Here is a 20,667-nt window from a genome sequence, read left to right as displayed (position 1 = left end):
GATGAACGGGTTCCGGTCGCTGGCCGAAGGCGACCACGTCGAGTTTGAAATCGCGGACGGACCGAAGGGATTGCAGGCCTCGAACGTCCGAAAAGCGAGCTGAACCAGCCCGAGGCATCGGGGGGGCGCGCCGAGCGGCGCGCCCTATTTCTTCTTCTTGGCCGGCTTGGTGGCTTTGGCCGGTGCTTTCTTGGCAAGAACCGGCTTGGGCTTGGGCTTGGGCTTGGGCTTGGGCTTGGGCTTGGGCTTGGGCTTGGGCTTCGGTGCGACGGCCGCGGCTTTCTTGGCGGCTTTGCCCTTCTCGCGCTCCAAGGCCCGCTCCGCCCGGCGCTCATTGGCTTCTTTGACGTCGGCGAGGATCCGGTCGGTCTCGTCCTGGGTCATCAGCGTCCGGCGAACCGCATACCGGAGGATCTCCTCGGCATCCGCCACGTTGAACTCGCTGAGCCGGGCGCCGGCCCGGATCAAGCCAACGAAGGCGTCCGCCACCGGGTTCCGCAACACCGCGGCGATGCCCGGCAACGCCTCCAGCAACGATGTGACCTGCATCCCACCTAGTTCGGTTGCCACGCCAGCTCCTCGTCAATCCGACCGTTAGGGTCAGAACGGCGTCAACGTACCCGAACCGGGCTCCTCCGTCAAGAAACAGCGTTAGGCGCTTTAGTAGTACTATTATTTACTCCGAACAAAAACCGTCATCGAAAAACCCCGGATGTCCCGCTGGTTCACACCCTCGTCCAAACTCCCGATGTCATAGCGGACCGATGGGAATAGCCGCGCCCGGCGACCGAGCGAAAGCCCCAACCCGGCCTCCGCCCCAACCGCCCGGCCGGGTGCCGGACCCATTTTCGCCATCCGGCCATCCAAGCCCAGATTGAGGTCGACCCCGGCCCGGAGCGGGACACCGAGCCGGGTGCCGATCGACGTGATCCGTTCCCGATTGACGGCCACAACCCGGCTGGAATCGCCGTTGACCCGGAGATAGTGCCACCCGTGGATCGAGAGCTCGCCCGAACGGCCAACCGGCGTCACCCCGCCAACCTCGGCGATAATCCGATTGCCGGGGCGGTCTTGGCCGCTACTCGAGGCGCCGCACGTTAGTGGGGCAACGTGAGGAGACGGCCCCACCGGACGTTGGTGACGAAGGGAATCGGTTTGTAGGTGTCCGGATTGTAGCTGAAGTAGACGACGACCGGGGTGCCCCGAACGTTCAACCGGGGGAGAAAGCCCCAATAGCGGCCGTCGTACGAACCATCGCGATTATCGCCCATCATGAAGAACGAATCAACCGGCACCACGATCGGGCCCCAGTTATTGAGGTCGGGGGCATAGCGGTCGGCGTCGCCCCCGACGTAGTGCTTGACCTGCCACCGCCGCATCTGGGCCCGGCCCGCCGGATCGGCGTTGGCCGTGGGGTCGGTCCGAATGGCCCAGGGTTCATCGACCTTGGCCCCGTTGCGAAACAGGGCGCCGCTTTCCATCGACAGGGTGTCTCCCGGAACGCCGATCAGCCGCTTAACGACCTTGAGGCCCTCCTCTTCGACGGAATCGAAGACGAGAATCTCGCCACGCTTCGGTTCCCGAACCGCCGGCAACCGCTTCTTGATCAGGGGAACCTCGGCGCCGTACATCAGTTTGTTCACAAAGAGAAAGTCGCCGATCAGCAGGGTGTTCTCCATGCTGCCGGAGGGGATCCGAAAGGCCTCGACCAGAAACGTCCGCAGGAAGAACCACACCACCAGTGCCACGGCGATCGACTTGGTCCAATCCCACAACCACCGGAGCATCGATTTCATGCGGCCTCAGTCTACCCAGTCGGCAATGAACAGGTTGGTGTCACGCTCGCGCTTGCCGTTACGGTTCGAAGCCCAGGCGAGTTTCTTCCCGTCAGGGCTCCACATCGGAAAGCTGTCGAAATCCTCGTACGTGGTGATCTGTTCGAGGCCGGTCCCATCAATGTTCACGAGGTAGAGGTCGAACTTCCCGCTTCGGGGGCTCGGATGATTGGAGCTGAAAATGATCCGTTTCCCGTCGGGGTGAAAAAACGGGGCGAAATTCGCGCCGCCGAGCCGAGTGACTTGCCGGGGGTTCGACCCGTCGGCGTTGGCAACCCAGACTTCCACTCGGCTCGGCCGGACCGCTCGTTGCGCCAGAAGGTTCCGATAGTCCGCTGTATCCTTGGCGGTGGCGGGATAACCGGCCCGCCAGACGATCATCGTCCCGTCGGGCGAATAGAACGCCCCGCCGTCATAGCCGACTCGATTGGTGATCCGCCGCACGTTGGTGCCGTCGACATTCATGGCGTAGAGCTCGATATCACCGTCTTTCGTCGACGTGAAAATGAGGCTTTTCCCATCGGGCGATACGGTTGATTCGGCATTGTAGACCCCGTTGTTGGTGAGTTGCTGGAGATCGCTGCCGTCGCGTTTCGAGGTGTAGATCTCGAGTTGCCCCAGCGGCCAGACATAGCCCATCGATTGGTCGAGTGGGGCCGGACACGCCTTGTCGTGTTTGAACGTCGAACTGTAGAGTACCCGTTGGTCGTTGGCGTAGAAGAACCCGCAGGTGGTTCGGCCCCACCCGTTCGAAACCCGCCGCATGCCCGACCCATCGACGTTCATGACGTACTGCTGATCGCACCCGCTGTCGGCTTTTTCCTGACGCTGAAAAATCAGCATCTTTCCATTCCGGGAAAAATACGACTCGGCGTTGTTGCCGCCGAAGGTCAGTTGCCGCACGTTCTTGAGGTGGCGCTCGCCGTTTTCCGGTTGAAGTACGACCCGGCTGGCCCCTGAACCACCGCGGGCGCTGCACGCCCCGGCCAGGACTACTCCCGCCATCCCGATGACCCACGTCCTCCAATCCATGTCCATCCTTAAACATACGCCGAGCGGACGATTCAAGCCGCCGGCTCGCCCTCGAGCGAGCCGACCTGCCGGGCCTGTTCGATCCAGCGGTCCCGCCGAATCCGGTGGGAGAAAGGGCCGAGTTCTTTCGAAATCCGCTCAATGTCGATTTCGCTCCAGCTGGCGATCTGCTGGAAGGTCGTAATACCAGGCTGCTTCAGCCTCCGTTCGAGGCTCGGTCCGATCCCGGTGATCCGCTGGAGATCGTCGCCACCGGCCAACCGAGCCCGGACTATGTCCTCCCGGAGCCGGGCGATCTAGTCCTGGTTTTGCTCGGCGAAATGCCGCCGGTCGTTGAGCAGCGTCCGGAACCGGAGGTCCCGATCCTTGAGCTCGGACCGGAAGCTTTCGACCTCGGCCCGGGTCTGCCGGGCCTGAGCCAGGGAATCCGTCGCGGCGGCCTGCAGCCGCGCCACCTCTCGCTCCAAATCAGCCCGCAGCGTGACCGACGCCCGCTCCTGTCGAATAGAGCTCCGGGTGGCCTCGTCGCGCTCTCCGGCGAGTGATCGGATCAGGCCCTCGCGATCCTCCAGTTGCCGGCGAAGCGGCTCGACCCGCTCGGCCAGCGCGTGGACCGCTCCCGAGTTCGGCTTGGAGGGCGGCGAGTTCGCGCCGGAACTGATCGGCCTCGGCGACGGCTCCCGCGAGGTGTCGTTTCACGTCGAGGAGTTCGGTGGCCTGGAGCGACCGCGAGGCTTGGGCCGATTCAGCCAACTGCTTGAGCTGACTCTCCACGGCATCCGCCATCAACACCGAGCGAGTCCGCTCGCTTTCGAGCCGATGGTATTGAAGGGTCAGCTGCTCCAACCGTTCCGCCAGACGGGCCCGCTCTGCCGACAACGCGCGGCCCTCCCGCCGGCGGTCTTCGATTTCCGCGACCACCGACTCGAGTTCCACCACCCGATCGGCCAGAGCCGAGCTCTCGGCGACGGCAAGGTTTCTTCGGACCGCCGACCGGTCCCCGTTGGCCCGGGCCTCCTCGAGGGCCCGAAGATGGGCTTCAGATTCGATCCGCAGCAACTCGATGGTCTGCGTCGCCGCGCCCACGTCGCGGGCCCGAGCGGCCACCAAGGCGCGACCCAGCCACCCAAGGATCAACCCACCCAGGGCCGCCAACCACACTTCACCATTCACCGGAGACTCCCGAGAGAGGCCAGGGTCGGGTCGTGCCGAACCACGATGCCGGCTTTCATGACGAACACGACCCGTCCTACCGCACCAATATCATCGAGGGGATTGCCGGCGACGGCAATCAGGTCAGCCGCCAGCCCTGGAACGAGGGACCCCGTCTCCTTCTCGATTCCGAGCGCCTCGGCATTCCGGGATGTGGCGGCGATGATGACATCCATCGGTCGTTGCCCGGCCTGGCGGACCCGGCAGACCAGGTCCTCCGCGTTCCGTCCGTGTGTGCCTTCCATTGCATCAGTGCCGTACACCAGCTTGAGTCCTGGCGTCAGCGATGCGTTCCGGACCGTAGCCACGGCCAACGGGATGGCCTGCTCCATCGCCGCGAATCCCTCGGCGGTGAAATTGCCGATGCCTTGGAACCAACGCCGATTGTCCAGGTAGTTCCGGAAAATGAGGCCGCATTGGGGGTCGAAATATGTCCCCAGCTTTGCCATCAGATCGAGCACCTCTTGGGTCGCAAAGACCCCGTGTTCGACTTGGTGACATCCGGCCAGGGCGGCCGCGCGAATGCTCTCGGGGCTATGGGCATGCACGATCGAGGGCACTCCGCCGCGACGGGCCGCGTCGCAGGCCGCCTTGAGCTGGGCCTCCGACATCGTCTGGGTTCCGCCTTCGCGGATGCTCCGGGACGCAAACAGTTTGATCAGGTTGGCACCAGCCGCCAGTCGCTGCTCCACGAGGGCCTTCAACTGATCGGGCGAGAGCGTGGCGTCGGTAATCGGGTCAAGGCTCGTCAGAATCCGGGGACCGGACACCTCACCCCGGGCAATCCAATCGCGGAGATCGAGGTCATCGGCCCTACCAATGCTCGCAACCGTGGTGAAGCCGGCCTGAATCGTCCGACCGGCGTTGGCCGCGGCCGACAACGCCACTTGGGTCGGGGTGTCGCCGTCCGCGGTGGTGTGCATCCGCCCCTGCCGATTCACATAGGCGGTGGCGTGGACGTGGACGTCGATCAGCCCCGGCATCAGGGTCCCGTTCGGAAACTCGAACGTGGGCCGGGCGACTTTCCGGGGTTCGATCCGGAGGATCCGGCCGCGGTCGATCACCACGGTGGCATTCCGAAACTGGCCACCTTTGCCATCGAGCACTCGGCCGGCATACACCGAGATCGGTTGGTCCAGGGTCTGCAGCGCGATCGCGGTCACCAGCGTCATCAACATGGCTTGAGCGCCTCGACCTGCTCACGCAGCACTCGGAGAGCCAGATCAATCGTCTTTCGATGGGTTCGGAACGACAGGGCCACCAGGCGAAGGGTGAACCGGCCATCGATCATGGTCGAGGAAAGGAACACCCGGCCGTCCTTTCGCACCCCTTCGACGATCTGTTGGTTCTGCCGATTGGCGGTTTCCAGACTAGCCCCCGCCGGCGCCCACCGAAAGGTGACAATGGAAAGGTCGGGCTCGGGTCCGACCTCGAACCCGAGGGCTGCCGCTTTCTGCCGGAAATACCGGGCGAGCAACAGCTTTTCCTCGAGGGCGGCCCGAAACGGCGCCACGCCGATCAATTTGAGCGGCAGCCACATCCGGAGCGCCCGGAAGTGCTTGGTGAGTTCCGGCGACACATCGGCCGGCGATACCTCACCCGGGGCCCGCATCGCATCCTGCATGTAGTTGCCGAAGTAGTGGTGGGTGGCCAGCATCGGGGCTGGATCCTTGACGAGCACCAGGCCAATCCCATACGGCAGGAACAAGCTCTTGTGCGGATCGAGGACGACCGAATCTGATCGCTCGATCCCGGCCAGTTTGGCCCGGCCCTCGTCGGTCAGCAAGAAGAACCCGCCATAGGCCGCGTCGACGTGAAACCAGCACCCTGCCTCCTTGGCCACCTGCCCGATCTGATCGAGCGGATCGACGGCCCCGGTGTCGGTGGTGCCGGCGGCCGCGACCACCAACCACGGTTTGAGCCCGGCGGCCCGATCGGCCGCGATCGCCGTGGCCAGCCCATCCGGCCGCATCCGCCAGCGGTCATCGATCGGGACATGGCGAACCACGACCTCGCCGAGGCCGGCGATCCGGAGCGCCTTCTCGATGCAATGGTGGGCTTGGCTGGTCAGGTACACGACGGCCCGGTGAAAATCGGCGCCCTTCAGTCCATGGGCCTCACGGGCGGTGGCGATGGCCACGAGGTTGGCGATACTCCCGCCCGAGGCCAAGTTCCCGACCGCCCCGGCCGGGTAGCCCACCAAATCGGCCACCCAGCGGAGCAGTTGGTTTTCCATCCGGACCGGGCCCGGGCCCGTAAAGAAAATGCCGGCGTATTTGTTGGAGACCGCCGCGAGGTAGTCGCCTAACGCGGAATAGTAGATCCCGCCGCCCGGAACGTAGGCCAAGTGGCCCCCGGAGGCCGGATTGAGACCGGGCCGCACGACTTCTTCCTCGAGCAGGCCGATCACGTCGGCGATCGGGAGGCCGCGTTCGGCAATCGGCGAGTCCAGGAGACCCTCGCCCTGACCACCGGTGTCGTCGTAGGCCTTGAGGTTCTCGACCTGGCGAAGAAACCGTTCGGCCGAGGCCATGACCGGGCCCCGAACCGCTTTCCGCCGGGAGGTGCCGGGGTCGAGGGCCCGGGCTTGCCGCTCGAGCGCCGCCAGCCGCTCGAGCAATTCTGACGGTTCTGACCCACTAGTCGAGAGAGGCATCGGTGACGGCAAACTACAGCCGCCACCGATCGGTTACTAGTCTAGAACTTGGACCAGAGATACTGGTTCGTCACTTCGTGGTGGAACTGAATTTCCGGAATCTTGATGAGGCTGCCGAGCGCCTTGGGGCATCGTTCGGCCTGAATCAATTTCAGGTCGGCGTACTTCTTGTGGACGGTTTCGCCGAGCAGATCGGTGGCCACCTTGGAGCCTTTGAACAACCGGATGGCATCATAGATGTTATCAGGCAGGAACTTGGTTCGGTCGCGCTTCTTGTCGCTGTTGGCCGCTTCGATCGGGCCTTCGAGGCCGACCTTGAACATGGAGTAGATCGCCATGTACGGGTTGGCGTCGGGACCCACCGAGCGAACTTCAACGCGGGCGGACTTCGCGTTGCCGAGCGGAATCCGGACCATCGAGCCGCGATCGACCGCCGAAGCCTTGATCTGGTTCGGCGCCTCGAAATGCGGGTCGAGCCGCCGGTAGGCATTGACGGACGGATTGAAGATCAGACAGAGGTCCTGCCCGCTGGTCAGGATCCGGTCAATGAACTTCCACCCCATCTTCGACAATTGATCCTGTCCCTTGGCATCGAAGAAGAGATTCTTGCCCTTTTGACTGATCGACAGATTGGTGTGCATGCCGGAGCCATTGACCCCGGTCACCGGCTTCGGAAGAAAGCTCGCCGTCATCTCGAGCTTGGCCGCGACCTGCCGGCAGATCAGCTTGTAGAGTTGGACCTGATCGGCCGCGATGCTCGCTTCGGTGTAGCTGTAGTTCATCTCGAACTGAGAGGGCGCCACTTCCGGGTGGTCCTTCTCGTTGGCGAAGCCCATGGCCCGCTGGACCTCGGCGGCCGTATCGATGAAGATCCGCAGCGGATCGGTCGGGAGCGCGTGGTAGTAGCCGCCGGTTGAGATAAACTCAAACTGGCCGGTTTCGTGGTAATGGCGCTCGGCCTCCCGCCCTTGGAACAGGAAGCCTTCGACCTCGTTGGCCGCGTTGCAGACGAAGCCTTCCTTGGCGTAGAGCTTGGCGAGGTACGCCTTGAGCTTGGCGCGCAAGTCGGCCACGTAGGGGGTGCCGTCCTTCTCGAGTACTTCGCCGAAGACCAGAACTTTGCCGGGGCCGAAGATATCACTCGGCAACCAGTAAAAGGCCGGCCAATCGATGAGCAAGCGGAGATCGGATTCAGCCTGAGCCGAGAACCCGCGGATCGAAGAGCCATCAAAGGTCAGGTTGTCGGCCGACTTGAGCAGGAACTTCTTGTCGTAGTCGAGCATGTGCATCCGGCCCTCGAGGTCGGTGAAGCACACGGTCACGGCCTTGATTCGCTTTTCCTCGGCCAGGTACTTCATCCGCTTGTCGCGGATCTTGTCCGGGCTGACCCGGTTCAGCCGCTCGGCCTTGGCTTCGAGGTTCATGGCCTCGAGTTCGTCGTACGGGATTTCGAGAAAATCGCGAAGGACGGCGGTCATGGGGGCTATCTCCAATCAGGACATGGCGTTACTGTTACGTCGTATAATAGCGATGAATTAATATAAAATCATCGAATATTATTGTACAGGCGCAGATAATTATACCTAAAAGACCTGCAATTGCATTACGACTATGAAGCCATAACCGCGGCATTCCGGGACGTCCGCCTCCCCAAAGCGGCCCGGACCCATCAAGCCCACGTGGCGGCGGGCCTGTGGTTTGTGTGGCACCACGGGATTGACGCAGCCCGGATCTTGGTTCCCGCCGCTATTCGGCACCACAACGCGGCCGTCGGAACCGTGGACACCCCGACCAGCGGGTATCACGAAACCCTGACGCAGTTGTATCTGAGTTTGATCGATGAACTGGTGCGGGAATAGACCGGACCGACCGACGACCCGACGATGGCGGTCGCGGTGGTGGCGGCGCTGGACGACCGGCGGATTCCCCTGCGGTACTACAGCGAGGCCCGGCTCCGCTCGGCGGCGGCCCGGGCCAAGTGGGTCGAACCGGATCTCATTTCGGACCCGGCGGCGGCCCGGCGGCCGGGGCGGGCTGATTCCCCGCCACCCGAACCTTCGACTGGGGATTGAGTCGTTCGGCCCCGCCGGTGACGATGAGATCGCCGGCGACCACGCCGCTCAGCACTTCGACCGACCCAGGCTTCCGGACCCCGAGTGCGACCTTCCGGCGTTCCGGCTTATCCCCGACGACCACCCAAACGAAGTTTCCCGCCGGCAGCTGGAGGATTCCCTCCTCCGGCACCACGACGGCCGTGAGCCGGCGGGTGGTTTCCAGCCGAGCCTCGATGAACATCCCGGCCTGAAGCAGATGGGCCGGGTTCGGCACCACAGCTTTGACGGTGATGGTTCGAGCCGGCAACTGAACCCGGGGATCCACGAAATCGACGCGCCCGATGAAATCACGCCCTTCCAGCGCGGCGACCCGAAGGCTCACGGTCTGACCTACCTTAAGGCGCTCGGCATACCGCTCCGGGACCTGGAACGAGGCGCGTTGCGGATTCACCGTCTGCAGGGTGATCAGGCGGGTGTTCTGGGTGACATAGTCGCCCAAGCTTACGAATCGGGCCCCGGCGACCCCGGTCCATGGGGACCGCACCACGGTCCGGTCGAGCCGTACCACCAGCAAGGCCAGGCCCGCCCGGGTGCTTCGGGCACTGGCCTCGGCCCGTTCCACATCGGCTTGGGCGGCGGCTTTTTCGGCCAGCAGCTGTTGAGTCCGGGTCAACGCCTGCTCCGAGAGATCGCGATCGGCTTCGGCCCGAGCCACTTGGGCCTTGAGTTCGGCGTCGTCGACCTTGAAAAGCGGGGCGCCCTTTTCGACTCGAGCCCCCTCCCGGACATAGATCTCGACCAGCCGGCCGTCGACGTCGGGGCGGAGCTCGATCGATTGGAGCGATTCGATCTGGCCGGTGGCCGTGATCGCGTCGATCACGGTATCGATGGTCGCGGCTCGAACCTCCACCGAGACCGGCCCGCTCGGGCGGGCCCCGCCTGCTTGGGGTGAGGGGGCGTCAGACTTGGCACAACCGGCGGCGAGCACCGCCAAGGCAAGCAACGCTGATTTCACGCTAGTCCTCGAGATCATGGAAACGCCGTCCGATCAGTGCCTCGAGCCCGGCCAAGGCCAGTCGGGTGGCGTAGCGGGCCTGGACCAAATCAGCCTGGGCCACGGTGAGTTGCGATTGGGCATCGAGGAGATCGAGAATCGTGCTCGCGCCGGCCCGATACCGGGCCTGCTGGACCCGAAAGTTTTCCTGGGCCACCCGAACCCCGATTTCGGAGTACCGGGCCGCGATCAACGAGTTGGCGTGGGCCTGATACGCCTCGGTTACGTCAGCTTCGGCGGCAAGTTCCAGATCCTGGCGGACCGCGACGGCCACGTCTCGAGCCACCCGGGCCCGGCTCAGATTGAGCTCGCGATTGAAGTTGTCCCAAAGCGGAAACGCCACACCCAAGCTGACGGACGACCGGCTGAGGCCCTGGGGGAAGAACCGGTCGCCAAACTTGGAGACGTTGGCGCTCAGCGTGGCCTGGGGGAAATAGGCGCCGGTTCGGGATTTGACCGTGGCCGCGGCCGCTCGCTCATTGCCCCGGGCGATTCGATACTCCGGCCCTTGTTCGAGCGCCAAGGCCACCGCCGCGGGCAACGTGATCGGCGGATCGGGCGGCACGGTCGTGTCGAGCGGGAACGCATCGACCGGCCCCCGGGTGCCGACCCGGCGACCCAACTGAAGCCGGGCCACGGAAAGTCGGGTTTCCTCCCGGAGCAAGGACACCCGGGCCCGATTGACTTCGAGCAACAACTGGAGCGAATCGGTCTGGACCACCGCGCCGCTCACCACCCGAGCCCGAGCGACCACCAGCTGCTCCTCGGCCCGGCGGAGGCGGTCTCGGGCCACGTCGGCAAGTTCGCGGCTCCCCAACACTGCGTAGTAGTCGACCTCGGTGCCGAGCGCGGCTAAGAATTGGGCCTGGGCTTGGGTGGCCCGGGCGGTCTCGAGCTCGGCCTTGACCCGGTTTATCTCGGCCAGCTTCCGGCCGCCGGTAAACAACTCGTAGCGCACATCGGCTCGGGCGTTGACGATGGTTTTCGCCCGCTGACCGGTGCCGGTATTGAAGATCTCAACGGAGTAGTTGGCGAGATCGGTACTGACGCTCAACGAGGGAAGCACGAAGGTGGACAGGGCCGCTTTTCGGGCCCACTCCGCGCTGCCGACTTGGCCAAGCGCGCGGACATAATTCGGATCGAGCCGGGTGGCGCGCTCGATGGCCTGGGTCAGGGTGACTTGCGGAAGCGAATCGGCGGCCACCAACGAGAGCCAGAACAGAGCTCCGCCGATCATGGAGCGTCTCCCGTCATGGCGACCGCCGACTCGGCGACTTTCGGTTTGCGAACCCGGCCGAGCACCTGGTCGAGCAGCGAGTAGACGACCGGCACGAGAAACAGCGTCATGGCGGTCGAGAGAATCACTCCGCCGACGATCGCGTAGCCAAGCGGGCGGCGGCTCGAGGAGCCGGCACCGAGACCCAGCGCGATCGGCACCGCCCCAACCACCGTGGCCACCGAGGTCATCAAGATCGGGCGAAGCCGGATCCGGCCGGCTTCAAGGAGCGCGCTCAAGGTGTCCTGACCCCGCTCCTTCAGCTGATTGGCATACTCAACCAGCAGGATCGAGTTCTTGGTGACCAGTCCGATCAAGAGGATCATCCCGATCTGACTGTAGAGATTGATGGTCGACTTGGCGATAAATAGCGTAAAAACAGCGCCGGTAACCGCCGGCGGCACCGCGAGCAATACCGTGAACGGGTGGACGATAGACTCGAACTGGGCCGCGAGCACCATGAACACGACGATAAGGGCCAAGACGAAGGCGAAGTAGAGGGCACCGCCGCTTTCTTCAAGCTCGCGCGACTCGCCGGAAAGCGCCACCGTGGCGCCCGCGGGCAAGACCTCCGTGGCCAAGGCCCGGAGCGAATCGACGGCTTCGCCGAGGGTAAAGCCCGGCGCCAAGCTGGCATTCAGGGTGGCCGCGCGAATCCGATTGAAGTGGTTGAGCTGGCGGGGACCAACGTTCTCGGTGACCCGGGCCAGCTGGTCGAGTTTGATCAACTGACCGCCCCGGCCCTTGACCGTTAGATCACTCATGTCGGACGGGGTGGCTCGGGCCGCGGGATCGAGTTGGACCACCACATCGTAGAGTTCGTTGTCACGGGTGAACGTGCTGACCCGTTGACCACCGAGCAGGGTTTGCATCGTGGTGGCCACATCCCGGACCGGCACGCCGAGGTCCTCCATCCGGTCGCGCTCGTAGCGCACGGTCAGTTCCGGCTTATTGACCCGAAGGTCGGTGTCGATGTTGATGAGGCCCTTGATCTGCCGAGCCCGGCGAATCAGGGTGTCCATCGACGTCACCAGCGAGTCAAAATCCGGGTGCCGGACGACAAATTGGACCGGTTGGCCAAAGCCGCCGAACGCGGGGGGATTGCTGCCGAAGGCCAGGACGCCAGGCACGGCCGACAGTTTGGGCTGTAGTTCAGCGAGTACGTCCTGGACCGACCGCTCCCGGTCGGACCAGTCGATCATCCGAATGAACAACATCCCGGTATTGACTCGCCCGCCGCCACCGCCGCCGCCGCCGAAGGCGACCATGCTGTTCATGGTGTAGATCTCGGGCACGTCGGACAGGATCTTCTCGACCTGTTTCTGATACTCGTCGGTGTACCCGATCGAGGCGCCTTCCGGGGCCACGACGTTGACCATGATCATGCCGCGGTCTTCCGGCGGGACGAACTCGGTCTTCAGGGCCTTGAAGGTGAACCAGGCCAGCACCAGCATGGCCCCGGTGCCAGCCATGGCCATGCCCCGGTGGCGGAGGGTGGCGGCGAGGAGGAACTGGTACCCGCCAGTCAACCCATCGAAGCCGCGTTCGAGGAATCCGAACAAGGCGCCGTGCCGCTCCGGCACCCGGAGGATCTTGGCGCACAGCATCGGGGTCAGCGTCAGGGCCACGAAACCGGAAATCGCCACGGCGGCGGCGACCGAAATCCCGAACTCGTTGAAGAGCCGTCCGGTCGAGCCTTTGAGGAAGGCGAGGGGCACGAACACCGCGACCAGCGAGATGGTCGTGGCAATCACGGCGAAGGCGATTTCTCGGGTGCCGTTGATGGCGGCCGTTTCGGGGTCTTCGTGCAGTTCTTCTTGCCGCCGGTAGGCGTTCTCGAGCACGATGATGGCGTCATCGACCACGATCCCGATGGCCAGAATCAGGGCCAGCAGGGTCAAGTTGTTGATCGAGAAATCGAGGAAATACATGACCGCGAAGGTCGCGATAATGGAGGTCGGAATCGCGAGGCCCGGAATGATGGTGGCCCGGAGGTTTCGGAGAAATACGAAGATGATGAGGATGACGAGACCGCCGGCCAGCACCAGCGTCTCCTGGGCTTCCTTGATCGACCGTTTGACGTAGATCGAGTTGTCATATCCGATGGTCAGCTCGATGCCGGGAGGCACCTGGAGCTTGGGGACCAGGGCGTGGATGGCGTCGGCTACCTCGACGAGGTTGGCCTTGGACTGCCGGGTCAGGGAGACGCCGATGGCCTGCTGGCGATTGAATCGGAACCGGCTCCGGTCGTCTTCGGGGCCCAGCTCGACGCGGGCCACGTCGCCGAGCTTGACGAGCTGGCCGTCCATATTGGCGACGACGAGGCCGGAGAACTCTTCGGGGGTCTTGAGTTCGCCCAGAGACCGGACCGTGAACTCGCGTTGGTTCGATTCGATCCGGCCGGCGGGAATCTCGACGTTCCGGCTCCGGATGGCGCTAATCACTTCGGTGGTCGTGAGTCCCCGTGACGCCAACTCCGGGGCCTTGAGCCACACTCGCATGGCATAGCGACGTTCCCCGCGGATATCGGCCCGGCCGATCCCGGCCACGGTCTGGAGCGGGGTCTTCACGTACCGGTCGGCGATCTCGGTCAACTGGAGAAGGTTGTAGTTGTCGCCGGTCAGCGAGATGAACATGAAAGGGCGGGCGTCGGCATCCTGCTTGGAGACCACCGGCTCTTCGACCTCCTCGGGGAGGCGGCGACGGACCCGGGACACCAAGTCCCGAACGTCCTGGGCGGCCACTTCGACGTCCCGATCAAGATTGAACTCGAGGGTGACGTTGGCCGATTGCTCCGAGCTGACGCTCGTCATGGTGCGGAGCCCCTCGGCCGCGGACAGCTCTTCTTCGAGGACGTCGGTGACGGCGGATTCCATGACCCGCGGGTTGGCGCCCCGGAGGAAGACGCTGACCGACACGATCGGCGGATCGACGTCCGGGTATTCGCGAATGGTCAGTTGGCGGTAGCCAATGACGCCGAACAGCACCAATGCCAAACTGAGCATGGTGGCCAGGACGGGCCGCCGGATCGAGAGATCGGAGAGAATCATTGAAGACGCCTTTGGGGAGCGACGATCGCTCGGGAAGCCAGTCCCTACGGTACGCTTACCCTCGTGGGGACGTTACAGGGTAGCTTTTGGTACTCATTCACTCGGGAAATCTCGATGGCAGTCAAGCTCAGTGCCCGGCAACAGGCCATGCTGGCGGCGTTGGAGACCTTTCCGGCCAAGTTCGCCATGATCCACCGACTCATCGAGGAGATGGCGTCGCCGCACGTCGACGTATCGGTGCAACGGCGGCTGACCCGGACGCTCGACGAAATGAAGATCGGGGCCCAGTCGGTGGGGCAAGTTGGACTGGCAGACGCCCTGGGCGCGTTGGCCACCCTGGGGCGGCGGACCGGTGGGATCCAGACCAGGGCTCGGGGGCTTCGCGAAGGGTTTACCGGGTTGAAGATCAACTTCGAAGGCGCGGTCAAGGCAGCGAGCAAGCCGGAGGCGGTGGCGGAGGTTGTCGGCGACCTCCCGGCAGTGCTTTAGTCTTTGTCCTTGACGAACTTGTCGATGATCGGACCGGTCATCAGGGCCGCCATGGCGTTGACGAGCACCCCGATGAGCAAGGTCACGAAGGTCAGGGCCGCGAGGATCCCAGCGGCGCCAAGGAAAGCGAAGAACCGACCGACGTTGTCGAGCATGGGGGGTCCCGGGTCAAAAGGCGAAGGCAATGTAAGACTCGGGCCTCGAGGCGGCAACCGGCGGGCGATCAGGCCGACTTGATCTCGGTCCAGAGCCGGTCCCAGGCCTCGGCCGCCGGCCCCAAATCCACCTGGTATTCGAGGCGGGCCAACTCCAGAGTCGTGGGATAGGGGATCTGGGCCCGGGTCAGCGGCACGGCGGCCTGGTTCGGGGTCCCATAGCCGGTCTTGTCGGCAATGGCGGCGGCGACCTCGGGGCGGAGCACGTAGTTCATGAATTCATGGGCCGCCCGCCGATGCCGGGCGGTCTTCGGAATGGCGAGCCCATCGGTGAAGATCATGCTGCCTTCCTGCGGGATGACGAATCCGATGCCGGGTTGTTCCGCCATGGCTTGGGCCGCGTCGCCGCTCCACAACTGCGCCACCCAGACATCACCGGCAATCAGCTGGGCTTTGACCGGGGCCGAGACATAGGCCTTGAGATTGGCCTTGGCGGCCAGCGCATCGACTTTGGCCGCGGCCAGATCGGCCGGGGCACTCGAGTTGAGGGACTTTCCGCGGTACTTGAGGAAGGTCCCGATCACATCCCGACTGTCGTCCAGCATCGTCATCTTGCCCCGATAGGCCGGATCGAAGAACACCGACCAGCTCTCAGGCGGACGGGCGATTTTGTCTTTGCGATAGGCGAGGCCGGTCGTACCCCAGGCCCATGGCACCGAGTGGGCATTCCCGGGGTCCCAGGGCGGATCGACGAACAACGGCGACAGGTTCCCCCAATTGGTCAGGTAGCGTTTGGTGAGGGGGGCAATCAAGTCGTTGGCGAACAGGGCCGCGAAGATGTTGCTGGTGGGAAGGATGAGATCGTATCCGCTCGCCCCGGCCATGAGCTTGGCGATCATCTCTTCGTTGCTCTCGAAGGTGTCGAGGGTCACCTTGACCCTGAACTCCGTTTCAAAATCCGGGATCGTCCGGTCCGCGACGTAGTCCGACCAGAGGTACAGATTGAGCTCGGGCTCGACCGGCCCGAGATCGCCGTCGACGGCGCCCGATTGGTCGGGCGGTGTTTTTCCGCAGGCGGCAAGGTTCAGGGCCGCCAGTCCGGTGCCGGTGGCCAGGGTCCGGCGGAGGAATTCGCGGCGGGGCCAGGGGTTCGAGGGGGTGAAGGTCACGGGGTAAAGGTATTTGGGCTCGGCACTCGGCGCTCGGCACTCGGCACTCGGCGGGTGGAACGAAAAGCGGGGGGCTCGTCAGGAACCGAATGCCAAGAGGGCCAAGGCAACCAGGAGCGGCCAGGCCGCGACAAATGTGATACCGCCAACAACGACTTGAACGTGGACCTACGTGAGCGTCGTGTTGCCAGGTCTGTGCGCCTAACTTTATTGTATGCGGCGGGCGGTGCTTTCGACTCCCCAAACACCGCGTCTCAAGCAAAATAACGCTTTATCCCCGCCTCGGTGCCCTCCGCCTATCGAGGAGGAGCCCCCCGGGCAACCCCAGGCCCCGCCCGCCTCGTTTGGCTCCCTCAGCAAGAACGGACCCCGGTCCAGTCCCACCAAAACTGCGCCGCCCTCTCGCAAGCGGCGGGGTCCCCACTTCAGCGTGCTTACACCCGCGCGGCGCGCCAGTTTTCCACCCTAGCGTCCGATCGCGCTGCCGGCGCTTGCAGGCGTACCGATGTCGGCAGCCTTACCCGGTTGCGGCTCAGGCCGGCGGCGCTTGCGACACCGGCTTTCGGTCGGCCTGGAGCCGGTCCGCCAGATAGAGCAACAACGAGGTCACCACAATAATGATGGTGCTGATGGCGTTGATCGAGGGTTCGATGTTCCGCCTGACCATCCCGTACACCACTACCGGCAAGGTGGCCGCCCCGGTCCCCGAAACAAACGAGGTAATGACGTAGTCGTCGAACGACATCGTGAAGGCCAACAACGCCCCCGCCACGATGCCGGGAAGTAGCTGCGGCACGGTGACTTTCCAAAACGCGGCCCATTCATCGGCGCCCAACATCATGGCCGCCTCCTCGAGGTGGCGGTCCATACCCCGAAGCCGGGCCCCGACGACCACCGTCACGAAGGAAATACAGAACGCGATGTGCGCCACCGTGACCGACCCAATACCAAGGGGGAAGCCGACCAATCCGAACAGGATCAGCAGCGAAATCCCCATAATGATTTCGGGCGTGACCAACGGAAGGTAAAGCACGCTTTCGACCGCACGGCGGCCCCGAAACCGGTGGCGGGAAAGCGCCAGGGCGATCAGGGTACCGAACACGGTGGCGACGGCCGTCGCGACCAGGCCGACCACGAGGCTCCGCCGAAGCCCCTCGAGGATATCTTCTCGCTCGAATAGCCGCCGATACCACTCCAGCGTGAACCCAGTCCACGTGGCGGCGAACTTGGAATCATTGAACGAGAACACCATCAAGGCCACCAGCGGGGCGTGGAGAAAGACGTAGACCAGTCCCGCCGCCACCATGACCCCACGAGGTACCCGTCGCATTCAGCGAACCAACTCCCCAGCATCCCGCCGGCGGAGATACCCCAGCACCGCCAGCAACACGAGGCCCATGACGACGAACGCCGCCGCCGACCCAAACGGCCAGTTCCGGGCCGCGGTAAACTGATTCTGGATCAGGTTGCCGATCATGACCTGCTTGGCCCCGCCGAGCAGGTCGGAGGTGAGGAACGACCCCAGGGCCGGGATAAAGGTCAGCAGACAGCCGGCGACGACGCCGGGCAGCGACAGCGGGAAGATGACCTGGAAGAACCGAGCCCTCGGCCGGGCGCCGAGAGCTTCGGCCGCTTCGAGGAGTGAGTTGTCGAGCTTCTCGAGGGACGCGTAGATCGGGAGGATCATCAGCGGCAAGAAGCCGTAGACCAGCCCAAGAGTGACCGCCAGCGGCGTATACAGCAGGGCGAGCGGCTCATCGATGAGGCCAAGTCGAAGTAATATCCCGTTGACCAGCCCGCTGTCACGGAGGAGGAAGATCATCGCGAAGGTCCGGACCAGAAAGCTGGTCCAGAACGGCAGCACCACCAGGAAGAGGAGCAACTGTCGCCATCGCCCGGCCCGGGCGATCACATAGGCCACCGGGTAGCCCACGATTAAGCACGCCACCGTGCACCCAAGCGACCACCCGACGGTCCGGCGGAGGATGTCCAGATACAACGGATCAAAGAACCGCCGGTAGTGGTCGAGCGTGAATCCTGGTATGACGCCGCCGTAGGTCCCGCGCCGCATGGTGCTGTAGGCCAGCATCAGGCCGATCGGCACCAGGAAGAAGAGCAATAGCCAGGCGAGCCCCGGGGCCAAGAAGGCCGCGGCGGTTGCGGTTGGCCGCCGGGCAAACCAGACCAAGAGGCGGCGGCGACCGATCATCGATCGTCCTCGAGAATCTGGGCGTCCTCGGGAAGCCACGCCGCCGCGACCCGGGCGCCCCGGGTCCAGGGCAGCGGCTTGATCAGCTGTCCCTCGTTCCGGAGGGCCACGGTGACCTTCAGGCCCGCGTCGAGGGCTACGATGACGTGGATCGTCTCGCCGAGATAGATCACTTCATCGACCGCCCCAGGCAGCGCGTTCTCGCCGGCGGGCACCGCGCCGACCGGATACAGGTCCATCCACTCGGGCCGGACGGCGATCCTGACGACTTGGCCGGCGGCAACAGCCTGCTCTGGCCGGATTCGGAATCTGACATTGGCGCCGACCACGTCGACCAAGCCACTATCGGTCGCCACGGCGCGCCCCTCGAGAAAGTTCGACTCGCCAATGAAGGATGCGACGAACCCGGTCCGGGGATTCTCGTAGACATCGGCCGGGGTCCCGAGCTGGGCCACCCGAGCCAAGTCCATGACGGCGATCCGGTCCGACATGGTGAGCGCTTCTTCTTGGTCGTGAGTGACGTAGATGAAGGTGATCCCGAGCGACCGGTTGAGGGCCTTCAGCTCGAGTTGCATTTCCTTCCGGAGTTTCAGATCGAGGGCCCCTAACGGCTCATCGAGGAGCAATATCTTGGGTTCGAGGACCAAGGCCCGGGCCAGCGCAACCCGCTGCCGCTGGCCTCCCGAAAGTTCCGCCGGCATCCGAGCGGCGTAGGTGCCGGGATCGAGCCGGACCAACTCCAGCGCCCGATCGACCCGGCCGGCCATGTCGGCCCGGGCCGTGCCGCGCTGCTGGAGGCCGAACCCGACATTTCGGCGGACATCGAGGTGGGGAAACAGGGCGTAACTCTGGAACACCATCCCGACACCGCGATCGTAGGGACGTTTTTCGTTGACGCGAACACCGCCGATCCGGACCTCGCCACCCGCAGGATCGGGGGTCTCGAAGCCGGCGATGAGCCGAAGCGTGGTCGTCTTGCCGCAACCCGACGGGCCGAGGAGGGAGAAGAACTCGCCCTCGTGAATGGCGAGCGAGACTCGATCGACCGCCTTGGCCGCTCCGAAGCTCTTGGTGACGGCATCGAGTTCGACGACCGCCCGGCCAGCTCCCACTACTGGGTAGCCTCGAATGCCTGTTCGAGCACGGCCAGGCCTTCGGCCAGCGCCGCATCATCGATGGTTAATGGCACGAGCACCCGAACCACGTTGCCGTAGGTTCCCGCGGTCAGCAACAACAGCCCGCGTTTGAGTGCCTCGGCCTGGACCCGAGCGGTTCGTTCTTTGTCCGGCTCTTTGGTGGTCCGGTCTTTGACCAGTTCGAGGGCCATCATGGCCCCGAGTCCACGAACGTCGCCGATGACCGGGAAGCGGGTGGCCATTTGGTGGAACCGGGATCGCACGGCGTCGCCGACCACCACGCCTCGCTCGGAGAGATGCTCCCGAGCCATCACGTCCATGACCGCCAAGGCGGCGGCACAGGCCAGGGGGTTCCCGCCGTAGGTACCGCCGAGCCCGCCGGGATGGACCGAATCCATGATCTCGGCCCGGCCGGTCACGGCGGCCAGGGGCAGCCCTCCGGCCAGGGATTTGGCCGTGGCGATCAGGTCGGGCACGATGCCGTAGTGTTCACACGCGAACATCTTGCCGGTCCGGCCGAACCCGGTCTGGATTTCATCGATGATCAACAGGATGCCATGGTGCTTGGCGAACGCGGCCAACGCGGTCACCGCGTCGGGGGCCGCCGGAATGAAGCCGCCTTCGCCGGACTGCAGCTCCATGACAATCGCGGCCACGTGCGTCGGCTCGACGAGTCCCGTGAAGATCCGGTCCCAATACCCTGGCGCCGCCTGGCAGCAACCGGAACCCGCGCCCCGGTCGCAGCGATAGCAATAGGAGTACGGAATCCGGTAGACCTCAGGCGCGAAGGGGCCGAAGCCTTTTTTATAGGGCATCGGCTTGGCGGTGAGGGCCATGGTGAGATTGGTGCGGCCGTGGAAGGCATGCTCGAGCGCCACCACCGCGCCCCGCCCGGTCGCGTATCGGGCAATCTTGACGGCGTTCTCGATGGCCTCCGCGCCGGTATTGACGAGCAGGGTCCGCTTGGCATGGGAGCCTGGCGTCAGCGCGTTGAGCCGTTCGGCCACTTCGACATATCCCTGGTAACTGGACACCGCGAAGCAGGCGTGGGTCAGTTGGTCGAGCTGGGCTCGGACCGCGTCGACCATCGCCGGGTGACGGTGGCCCGCATTCATGACCCCGATGCCGCCGGCAAAGTCGATGAGCCGGTTGCCGTCGGCATCTTCGATCATGGCGTTTTCGGCCCGAACCACGGCCAGGCCGCTCGAGATCGCGACCCCTTTGGGAACAGCGGCGGCCCGACGGGCGCCCAACGCCAGGCTCTTCGGGCCCGGCAGCGGGGTGGTTAACCGAATGACGGAATTCATGGTCGGGCTCTGGGTTACGGGTTGAGGGGTGCC

At 64.5% G+C, this 20,667-nt stretch carries 20 protein-coding genes; 4 read left to right on the top strand and 16 right to left on the bottom strand.

Annotation, left to right across the window (positions count from 1 at the left end; all coding sequences use genetic code 11):
• Position 1 precedes the first annotated feature (1 nt).
• The gene (locus tag EXR94_06315) at positions 2-103 is read left to right on the top strand and encodes a hypothetical protein (protein ID MSR02339.1); all 102 of its coding nucleotides are present in this window, start codon (positions 2-4) and stop codon (positions 101-103) included.
• Positions 104-157: 54 nt separating this feature from the next.
• Positions 158-598, top strand: coding sequence for a hypothetical protein (locus EXR94_06310; protein ID MSR02338.1), 441 nt, complete (start codon positions 158-160; stop codon positions 596-598).
• 74 nt (positions 599-672) lie between these two features.
• On the opposite strand, the gene EXR94_06305 is transcribed toward EXR94_06310, so the two are convergent.
• The 8 genes from EXR94_06305 to EXR94_06270 form a co-directional block, all read right to left on the bottom strand.
• Entirely contained in the window at positions 673-1,032 is a 360-nt protein-coding gene (locus EXR94_06305; protein ID MSR02337.1) for a hypothetical protein, read from the bottom strand.
• A 65-nt stretch (positions 1,033-1,097) separates the two neighbouring features.
• A complete protein-coding gene (gene lepB, locus EXR94_06300; GenBank protein MSR02336.1) occupies positions 1,098-1,796 on the bottom strand; it encodes a signal peptidase I in 699 nt (232 codons plus the stop codon).
• A gap of 6 nt (positions 1,797-1,802) precedes the next feature.
• A complete protein-coding gene (locus EXR94_06295; protein ID MSR02335.1) occupies positions 1,803-2,873 on the bottom strand; it encodes a hypothetical protein in 1,071 nt (356 codons plus the stop codon).
• A 26-nt stretch (positions 2,874-2,899) separates the two neighbouring features.
• Entirely contained in the window at positions 2,900-3,127 is a 228-nt protein-coding gene (locus tag EXR94_06290) for a hypothetical protein (protein ID MSR02334.1), read from the bottom strand.
• A 208-nt stretch (positions 3,128-3,335) separates the two neighbouring features.
• Positions 3,336-4,040 (bottom strand): hypothetical protein, encoded by a 705-nt coding sequence (locus EXR94_06285; GenBank protein ID MSR02333.1) that lies wholly within the window; start codon positions 4,038-4,040, stop codon positions 3,336-3,338.
• A complete protein-coding gene (locus EXR94_06280; protein ID MSR02332.1) occupies positions 4,037-5,257 on the bottom strand; it encodes an amidohydrolase in 1,221 nt (406 codons plus the stop codon). Before EXR94_06280 ends, EXR94_06285 begins: the two co-directional genes overlap by 4 nt.
• A complete protein-coding gene (locus tag EXR94_06275; protein ID MSR02331.1) occupies positions 5,251-6,735 on the bottom strand; it encodes an aminotransferase class V-fold PLP-dependent enzyme in 1,485 nt (494 codons plus the stop codon). Before EXR94_06275 ends, EXR94_06280 begins: the two co-directional genes overlap by 7 nt.
• 41 nt (positions 6,736-6,776) lie before the next feature.
• Positions 6,777-8,213, bottom strand: coding sequence for a glutamine synthetase (locus tag EXR94_06270; protein MSR02330.1), 1,437 nt, complete (start codon positions 8,211-8,213; stop codon positions 6,777-6,779).
• Between the two features lie 120 nt (positions 8,214-8,333).
• Here EXR94_06270 and EXR94_06265 point away from each other — a divergent pair, with 120 nt between their 5' ends.
• Positions 8,334-8,594, top strand: a complete 261-nt coding sequence (locus EXR94_06265) for a hypothetical protein (protein MSR02329.1) — start codon at positions 8,334-8,336, stop codon at positions 8,592-8,594.
• 136 nt (positions 8,595-8,730) lie between these two features.
• On the opposite strand, the gene EXR94_06260 is transcribed toward EXR94_06265, so the two are convergent.
• The 3 genes from EXR94_06260 to EXR94_06250 are packed head-to-tail and all read right to left on the bottom strand — an operon-like array spanning position 8,731 to position 14,169.
• Positions 8,731-9,822 (bottom strand): efflux RND transporter periplasmic adaptor subunit, encoded by a 1,092-nt coding sequence (locus EXR94_06260; GenBank protein MSR02328.1) that lies wholly within the window; start codon positions 9,820-9,822, stop codon positions 8,731-8,733.
• Entirely contained in the window at positions 9,806-11,080 is a 1,275-nt protein-coding gene (locus EXR94_06255; protein MSR02327.1) for a TolC family protein, read from the bottom strand. Before EXR94_06255 ends, EXR94_06260 begins: the two co-directional genes overlap by 17 nt.
• Positions 11,077-14,169, bottom strand: coding sequence for an efflux RND transporter permease subunit (locus EXR94_06250; protein MSR02326.1), 3,093 nt, complete (start codon positions 14,167-14,169; stop codon positions 11,077-11,079). Before EXR94_06250 ends, EXR94_06255 begins: the two co-directional genes overlap by 4 nt.
• Positions 14,170-14,283: 114 nt before the next feature.
• Here EXR94_06250 and EXR94_06245 point away from each other — a divergent pair, with 114 nt between their 5' ends.
• The gene (locus EXR94_06245; GenBank protein ID MSR02325.1) at positions 14,284-14,658 is read left to right on the top strand and encodes a hypothetical protein; all 375 of its coding nucleotides are present in this window, start codon (positions 14,284-14,286) and stop codon (positions 14,656-14,658) included.
• A gap of 223 nt (positions 14,659-14,881) precedes the next feature.
• Here EXR94_06245 and EXR94_06240 read toward each other — a convergent pair whose 3' ends face one another.
• From EXR94_06240 to gabT, 5 genes are all read right to left on the bottom strand, one after another.
• Positions 14,882-15,982 carry a spermidine/putrescine ABC transporter substrate-binding protein gene (locus EXR94_06240; GenBank protein ID MSR02324.1) on the bottom strand — a complete coding sequence of 367 codons (1,101 nt, stop codon included), beginning with the start codon at positions 15,980-15,982 and terminating at the stop codon, positions 14,882-14,884.
• 532 nt (positions 15,983-16,514) lie between these two features.
• Entirely contained in the window at positions 16,515-17,312 is a 798-nt protein-coding gene (locus EXR94_06235) for an ABC transporter permease (protein MSR02323.1), read from the bottom strand.
• A complete protein-coding gene (locus EXR94_06230) occupies positions 17,313-18,191 on the bottom strand; it encodes an ABC transporter permease (GenBank protein MSR02322.1) in 879 nt (292 codons plus the stop codon).
• Positions 18,188-19,303, bottom strand: a complete 1,116-nt coding sequence (locus EXR94_06225; protein MSR02321.1) for an ABC transporter ATP-binding protein — start codon at positions 19,301-19,303, stop codon at positions 18,188-18,190. Before EXR94_06225 ends, EXR94_06230 begins: the two co-directional genes overlap by 4 nt.
• Positions 19,303-20,634, bottom strand: coding sequence for a 4-aminobutyrate--2-oxoglutarate transaminase (gene gabT / locus EXR94_06220; GenBank protein MSR02320.1), 1,332 nt, complete (start codon positions 20,632-20,634; stop codon positions 19,303-19,305). Before gabT ends, EXR94_06225 begins: the two co-directional genes overlap by 1 nt.
• Positions 20,635-20,667: the final 33 nt, after the last annotated feature.

This window comes from Gemmatimonadota bacterium, from assembly GCA_009692115.1.
GTDB lineage: Bacteria > Gemmatimonadota > Gemmatimonadetes > Gemmatimonadales > GWC2-71-9 > SHZU01.
The sequence above is the reverse complement of the archived record's forward strand: the minus strand, read 5'-3'. Positions and strand labels throughout refer to the sequence as shown.